This is a genomic window from Desulfonatronospira sp., from assembly GCA_003563255.1.
Lineage (GTDB): Bacteria > Desulfobacterota > Desulfovibrionia > Desulfovibrionales > Desulfonatronovibrionaceae > Desulfonatronospira.
The window spans coordinates 1-7,100 of record PWSL01000368.1; the positions used below are offsets into that span (position 1 = coordinate 1).

At 50.4% G+C, this 7,100-nt stretch carries 4 protein-coding genes and 1 tRNA gene; 4 read left to right on the forward strand and 1 reads right to left on the reverse strand.

Going from position 1 to position 7,100, the window contains the following annotated elements; genetic code table 11:
- Positions 1-385: 385 nt before the first annotated feature.
- The 4 genes from QZP87_RS10805 to QZP87_RS10820 all read left to right on the forward strand — a co-directional run bounded on the left by QZP87_RS10805 (position 386) and on the right by QZP87_RS10820 (position 6,204).
- On the forward strand, positions 386-1,411 hold the full coding sequence (locus tag QZP87_RS10805) for a hypothetical protein (RefSeq protein WP_291322934.1): 1,026 nt from the start codon (positions 386-388) through the stop codon (positions 1,409-1,411).
- Positions 1,412-1,635: 224 nt separating this feature from the next.
- Positions 1,636-4,203, forward strand: coding sequence for a DUF3365 domain-containing protein (locus QZP87_RS10810; RefSeq protein WP_291322935.1), 2,568 nt, complete (start codon positions 1,636-1,638; stop codon positions 4,201-4,203).
- 261 nt (positions 4,204-4,464) lie between these two features.
- Complete coding sequence (locus tag QZP87_RS10815) at positions 4,465-5,880, forward strand: sigma-54 dependent transcriptional regulator (protein ID WP_291322936.1); 1,416 nt, start codon at positions 4,465-4,467, stop codon at positions 5,878-5,880.
- 87 nt (positions 5,881-5,967) lie between these two features.
- Positions 5,968-6,204: a DUF433 domain-containing protein gene (locus QZP87_RS10820; RefSeq protein ID WP_291322937.1), complete on the forward strand. Its 237-nt coding sequence runs from the start codon at positions 5,968-5,970 to the stop codon at positions 6,202-6,204.
- 270 nt (positions 6,205-6,474) lie between these two features.
- Here QZP87_RS10820 and QZP87_RS10825 read toward each other — a convergent pair.
- Positions 6,475-6,550 (reverse strand) — tRNA-His (locus QZP87_RS10825).
- Positions 6,551-7,100 lie beyond the last annotated feature (550 nt).

The following is a 7,100-nucleotide window of genomic DNA, read 5'->3' on the forward strand; positions in this document are numbered from 1 at the left end:
CGGGGGGAGCACCTAAGCTTAGTGTCCAAAAATGAAACAGTCCCATCTTATTGTTCCCACGCTCTGCGTGGGAACATTCCCTGGACGCTCCGCGTCCACAATGACCGCAGGAGCGGTCGGGTTACGCTCCCACGCAGAGCGTGGGAGCGATAAACCCCCAGATTATGCAGGCATTATGTAACACTTATTTTTTTGACAAACCCTTAGCAATTCATCGCCGATCATTCACCTGACCAAGATCGGCATGCTTGAGTTGTTGCACGCACTGTTCGGTCAAATATTGCGACCTGTGCGGACGGTTCCGAAGTTCCGCAAGGGGCTTTATATAAAGACTTTATATAAATTCTAGAAATCATGCAATTTTTTACAGGCCAGGGGGACTGCCATGATAAAAACCCTTGTCAGTATGTCACTTGTTTTATTTCTCTCCATAGGTATTCTGGAAACAGCTGATGCGCTTGATTTGCAGCTGGTCAGGCAGGACAGAGGTTATTTTTCCATAAACACGCCGAAGGGATGGGACCTGCATGTTGCAGGGCAGTGCGCTGAACTGGCGTTTGTTCTGCGTGACAGGAATAATCCCCTTCGACAGATATTCCACTTTGGTTCCATTGGACCTGTCTATATGAGTCATCAACAGAAACAGATAGACGCCGATTATATGCAGATGGGGGGGTATCCTGTTCCCTGGGCTGAGATGCCGGTAGTCAGCCCTTTAACTCCTGAAAACTTTCTGGCTAACTTTGAGCTGGTCACATCCACCCAAATTGCCAGACAGTTCATGCCCCAGGCTCCAAAATTGTCAAGCTTCACTTTAATCTCGTCAACTCCAGTAAGTTCACAGATATCTGGAGGTCAATCAGCTGTGTCGCGTGCCTTGTTTACTGAAGCGGGAGTTGTGGGAGAAGGTCTGTTTACTTGTACAACCGCCCCTTTTATGCAGCATATGGGTGGACCGGGCGGCGGAAATGCGTATGCTTTTATGGTTTCTGGAGTAACAGCTCCTCAGGAAGAGTTTGCCGGTCTTCAGCCTGTTTTAGCCGAATCATTGTCCAGTTTTGTTGTGTCTTCCCAATATGTTCAACAGTGCATGGCAGCTTCGCAGGGAGCTTTTGAGCAGGTGATCCAGGCAGGCCAGACCCTTCGTGAGACTTCCGATATGATTGTTGATGGCTGGAGGGACAGGAACAGAACTTACGATGTCATTGCACAAAAAAGAAGTGACGCCATGCTGGGATACAGCCGGGTCTACAACCCGGACGATGATGAAATATACCATGTTGACCCTGCTTTTTGGGATCAATACGATAAGAACAGACATCTGTATGACATGGGTAACCTGGAAATGCTTTCAGGAAACGATTACGAGCAGTGGACACGTGTACCCCGGAATCAAACTGAAATCCGCTAAAAAAACCTCCGGGGACTGGCTCTTTTGCCGCCTGTTTTTTTGTTCAATTGCAAGTTATCAAACGGCAAAGTGCCTGTCCCCAAGTGAGACAGGTTATCAATTTATAAGGTTCGCTGTAGTTATAGTCTGCTTTAGATTTTCAAAAAAACGTACGGGACTGTCCCAAATATGAATTAAGGCAAGATATTTTAACTCACGGGCACAGTTTCAGTTGGTGATGAAGAATGAAAATGCAGAAAAACGGCAATAAAGAGGCTTATCAAAAGAAAAGTTCATGGTTCAAAAGCTCTATGGGGGTGCAGTCCAAGTTTTTGCTGGGAACCGGCTTGATTCTGCTGGCAGTGTGTCTGGTGAGTGCATTTGTGATCTATTATCATGAAAAGCGCCAGATGGAAATGGACGCCCTGGCCAAGTCCGAGCTGGTCATGGGTGCTGTGGATGCCAGCAGGAATTACGTCCGGGAGGTGCTGAGGCCTGCCATGTACGAGAAATACGGTCAGGATCACTTTATGCTCGAGGCCATGTCTACATCTTATGTAGGCAGGTCTGTCATGGAAAGATTCGCTCCCGCCCTGGAAGAATTTGATTACAGGCGGGTGGCCATCAATGCCAGAAATTTCGATTTTGAAGCCAACGAGCTGGAAAGGGAGAAGATCGAGCATTTTGCTGAGCAGGGGAAAAAAGGTGAATGGCAGGGCGTAGTGAGCGTCAACGGAAAGGATCAGTTCAAAAGATATCGTCCTGTGGTCTTTGAAGGCGAGTGTATGCGCTGTCACGGGGCACCTGAAGATGCTCCAGCTGTGCTGGTGGAGATGTATGGCGGCGAGAGGGGATTCGGGCGCAGCGAGGGCGAACTTGCCGGGCTGAGCGTGGTGAGCATTCCAGTGGAAGCAGCCATGGCTCAGGTCAGGGAAAAGGCCTTTTCCGTTTTTCTGGTGGTTTTCCTTGGAGTCTCCATCGTATTTATTGCCTTGAGTTTTTTTTTCAACCGCATGGTGGTGACCAACCTCCGCGGTCTTCTGGAGATATTCAGGGATGAAGCTGACAGTCACCATGCAAATCTGGTGCATATACCCAGCCGGGGGATAGATGCCGGCGACGAACTCAATGAACTGACCGATGCTGCCTCCAGCATGGCGGAACACCTGCGCAGCACCAGGGAGCAACTCAGGCAGTATGCCCAGAACCTGGAGGTCAAGGTTCAGGAGAGAACCAGGGCTCTCAGGGATTCTGAGGAACGTCTTCAGGCCCAGGTCAGGGCCAGGAACCAGGAGCTGCAGACTCTGAACGTTCTGGCTGAGCTCACAACACAGGCGGTCGCTCTTTCGGAAATACTGCCACAGGTTCTGCACTGGACCCTGAAGACCTTCCCGGCACGGGGGGCAGGGATTTATCTTTACCATGAAAATCAGCGTCTGCTCGTTCTGCAGTACCATGAGAACTCTCCAGGATTAAGAACAAAGGTGTCCATCCAGGATGACGACCGGCCGGTAAGCATGTACAAGCCCCAGGACCTGGAAGAATCCATTGTCCAGGCCGCCTGCGGACAGGTCAGCTATTTCGACTGCAGGCAGAATTCCGGTTGTTTGAACATTCCTCTTTGCTGCCGGGGACGGGTGCTCGGGGTCATGACTTTTTCCGGGGTGAATGAAAATGAACTCACCAGCGAGATGCACAGCCTTCTGGCTTCCATAGGACGGCAGATAGGTATCGCCGTGGAAAGCCTGCAGAACATGGAAAAACTCCTGCAGAGCAAGGAGCTTCTGCAATCGGTTTTTGACGGCATCACCGACCAGGTGATCCTGATGGACAGGGATTTTCGCATCAGAATGGTAAATAAGGCCTATACGCGTATTTATAACGTGGAAATGGACGAGGTCATCGGAAGGAGGTGTTTTGAGATTCATGGCAGCGGGGCAAGGCCATGCCAGGAGTGTGGACTCAAGCAAGTGATGCAGACCAGGGCCCCGGTGGTTCACGAGACCCGTTGTCCTTTACCGGAAGGCATTTTCCAGGTGAATTGTTATCCTGTACTGGATGAGTCGGGCGAAGTAGAAAAGGTGGTCCGTTATGTCAAAGAAGTAACCGATCAAAAGCAGATGGAGCAAAAGATCCAGCAGACTGAAAAGCTGGTGGCTATGGGGCAACTGGCGGCCGGTGTGGCCCATGAAATAAATAATCCCCTGGGAGTGATTCTTTGTTACGTGGATCTTTTGAAGCGTCAGCTTTCCGAAACGCCCCAGGGACAGCAGGACCTGGTCACCATCGAAAAGCAGGCCCGCAACTGCAAGCGCATTGTCAGCGATCTTCTGGAATTCGCCCGCAGTGGAGAGACCAGTAAGCACACCGCCTCATTGAACCAGACCCTGGAAGAGGTCCTGGGCATGGTGGGCGAGCAGTTCAAAAAACAGGGGGTGCAGATAGAGGTGGACCTGGATCACGATCTGCCGCAGATGGACATGGACACCAACAAAATCAAGCAGGTGTTCATGAATCTGTTGATGAACGCCCGCCAGGCCATGGATGACAGGGATGGTAAAATGCACATAAGCACCAGTTACTCTGAGCAGGAAAGTGTGGCCAGAGTGGTTTTCTGGGACAACGGCGAAGGAGTTCCGGAGTATATGCAGGGCAAGATATTCGATCCATTTTTCAGCACCAAGCGCACAGGAGAGGGGACAGGGCTTGGTCTTTCCGTGAGTTACGGGATTGTCCGTGAGCACGGGGGAGAAATCAATGTCGAGAGCCGGCTGGGTGAATGGACCAGGTTTGTTATTGAACTGCCGGTTTGAGTATGGGGCCTCGGGCATGGGAAGAAGTATGTAAGTATGGGAGTATGGGGGTATGGGAGTTTCACGGGGCAGGCATGGGGCATGGATTTAAGAATTGAGGGATTGGGGGATTCAGGCATTGAGGAATTCGGAATTGAAGAATTGGGAGATTGGGGGAAGTGAGGGGCATGGGGAAGAAGTATGTAAGTATGTGAGTGGGGTATGGGGAAGAAGAGGGGGAGGTAGTTTTGAAGAGTCGTGGGCTGGAAAAACGGGGAGTATATGAGCAAGCAACGCTTGATGATAATAGATGATGAAAAGGATATGCTGCAGGGGTTGTCGCGGATTCTGCCCCAGGAGCTTGAAGGTGTCGATGTGGAGACATTTTCCAGTGCCTTGAGTGGGCTGGAATCCATTAAGAAGCAGTCTGTGGACGTGCTGCTACTGGATATCCGCATGCCGGAAATGGACGGCATGGAAGTTTTGACAGCGGTCAAGGAGATTGATCCCTGGATAACTGTGGTGATGATAACCGCTTATGGAAGTATAGAAACTGCGGTGGAGGCCATTAAGAAAGGAGCCTATGACTTCATTACCAAACCTTTTGAGATTCCGGATCTGGTTCGGGTCCTGAACAAAGCCCTGGAGAGAAGCCTGCTTATCCGGGAAAACATGAACCTGCGTAAAAAGGTCTCTGAAAGAGAACCTTTTGCAGACTTTGTGGGCCAGTCTCCGCCCATGCGCCGTTTATACGACGGTATACAGGCCCTGGCTGGTACAGACTACACAGTATTGATCAGAGGCGAATCGGGAACCGGCAAGGAACTGGTGGCCAGGGCCCTGCATGAATTAAGTCCCCGCAGCAGTCGCAGGATGGTCACTGTCAACTGCCCGGCCATTCCTGAGCACCTGCTGGAAAGCGAGCTTTTCGGGCATAAAAAGGGGGCATTCACCGGGGCTGAGCAGAACCACAGCGGGATGTTTCTGGAGGCGGACCAGTCCACCCTTCTGCTGGACGAAATAGGGGATCTGCCGGTATCCACACAGATCAAGCTTTTGCGGGTATTGCAGGAAAGAGAAGTCCGGCCTCTGGGTTCGGATAAGCCCCGAAAGGTTGATGTGCGCATTCTGTCCTGCACCAACCAGGATCTGGAAGCCAGGATACAGGATCGAAGCTTTCGCGATGACCTTTACTACCGTTTGAATGTTGTCACCCTGCGCACTCCTTCCCTTTCCGAGATCACAGAGGATATTCCTCTCCTGGCCGATCATTTCCTGCGCAGTGTCTGCAATGAGCTGGGCCTGCCCCAGAAACGCTTCAGCGTGGCCGCCATACAGTCCATGATGCACAAATCCTGGCCGGGCAATGTGCGCGAGCTGCAGAATTTTCTCCGCAGGGTGGCTCTTTTTTCCCCTGAGGAAGAAATAGGAGCTGCGGATATCCGCGCTGCCCAGGACAGTCTGTATGGCTCGGCTGCCGAGAGCCGGCAGGGCGAAGAGAGTAACGGCAAGGCGGTCAAGCCTTACCAGCAGGCCAAGGAGGAGCTCCTGGAGAATTTTACCCGGGAATATATAACCAGGCTGCTGGGCCAGACCGAGGGCAATGTGACCCGGGCCTCTGATATAGCCGGCATAAGCCGTACAGCCCTGCAGAAGATAATGCGCAGGTACGAAATCCGCTCCGAGGATTTCAGGTAGATGTTACGAAAGTTTAGTCTTGAGCACAAGCTGAACTTGCGATAGATCGTTTTTATATTTCGCTATGTAATGGAGGAGGTCAATATAATGATGAATTTTGACAGGATTTCTTTTGACACAAAAGTGATGGGTGGCAAGCCCTGTATACTGGGGAAACGGGTTACCGTAGGAACTATTGTGGGTCTAGTGGCCTCAGGGCATTCTAAAGAGAAAATCCTGGAGCTGTACCCTTATTTAGAAGCACAAGATATTGATGAAGCTCTAAAATATGCTGCCTGGCGAGTTGAAGAGATAGATCTTCCTCTGGAAAGAGACACCGCATGAAAATCTTGCTGGATATGAACCTTACTCCAAAATGGGTAGAGGTTCTTACAGCTTGAAGGATATCTTGAGGAAGGGGCACTGGTTGTTATAGATGAATCAAAATTTAGAGCGCGCATTCTGCCATTTTTTAAATAAGGATTGCGGCAGCTCTGGGCACTCTCAGTCAGGTGCATCCTTGCAAGAATTGCGTTTGACCCTGGTGAATTACTGCCGAATTTTTTTAATATTGCTGGATTTATGGAGACGGATGGATGTTGGGAAGAGAAAATTTGGGGTGAGTGATGGGACTTGAACCCACGACCCCCAGGGCCACAACCTGGTGCTCTGCCGACTGAGCTACACTCACCATAATGATGCGTAAGTTTGGAAATATAACCCCACACGCGGGTTTGGTCAAGGGAAAAATTGTGGGAATATTCTTCGGACGCTCCGCGTCCACAATGATCCAGCACTCACTTTTGAATACCATTATTTACTTGGTAATTCTCCATTGTCAAAAGTGAGTGCTGGATCACAAAACGTTCCACGCAGAGCGTGGGAACGATAAAGACGTTCATCCGGGCATGCTCCTCAGTACAGGATTACGGGCTCGGTGTAGCTCCCCTCCCTTAGAAAGAAAGTATGGGTGTATGGGGGTATTCATGTGTGGGTGTAAAGATCTTTTGACTCCCATACTCCCATACTCCCTTACTTCCATACTTCCATACTTCCATACTTCCATACTCACTTACTTCCATACCTCTTAAAGGCCGGGGGTGGTTGTATGAGTTCCCTTCCTTTGAATTCTCCAGTCCCTCAATCCCTAAATCACTAACGCGGGCTATGCCCGCAACCCAAGATAAAGAAGTGCTCGTATCCCACTTGGGACAGTCCCGCACTTATTTTTCTGATGAATA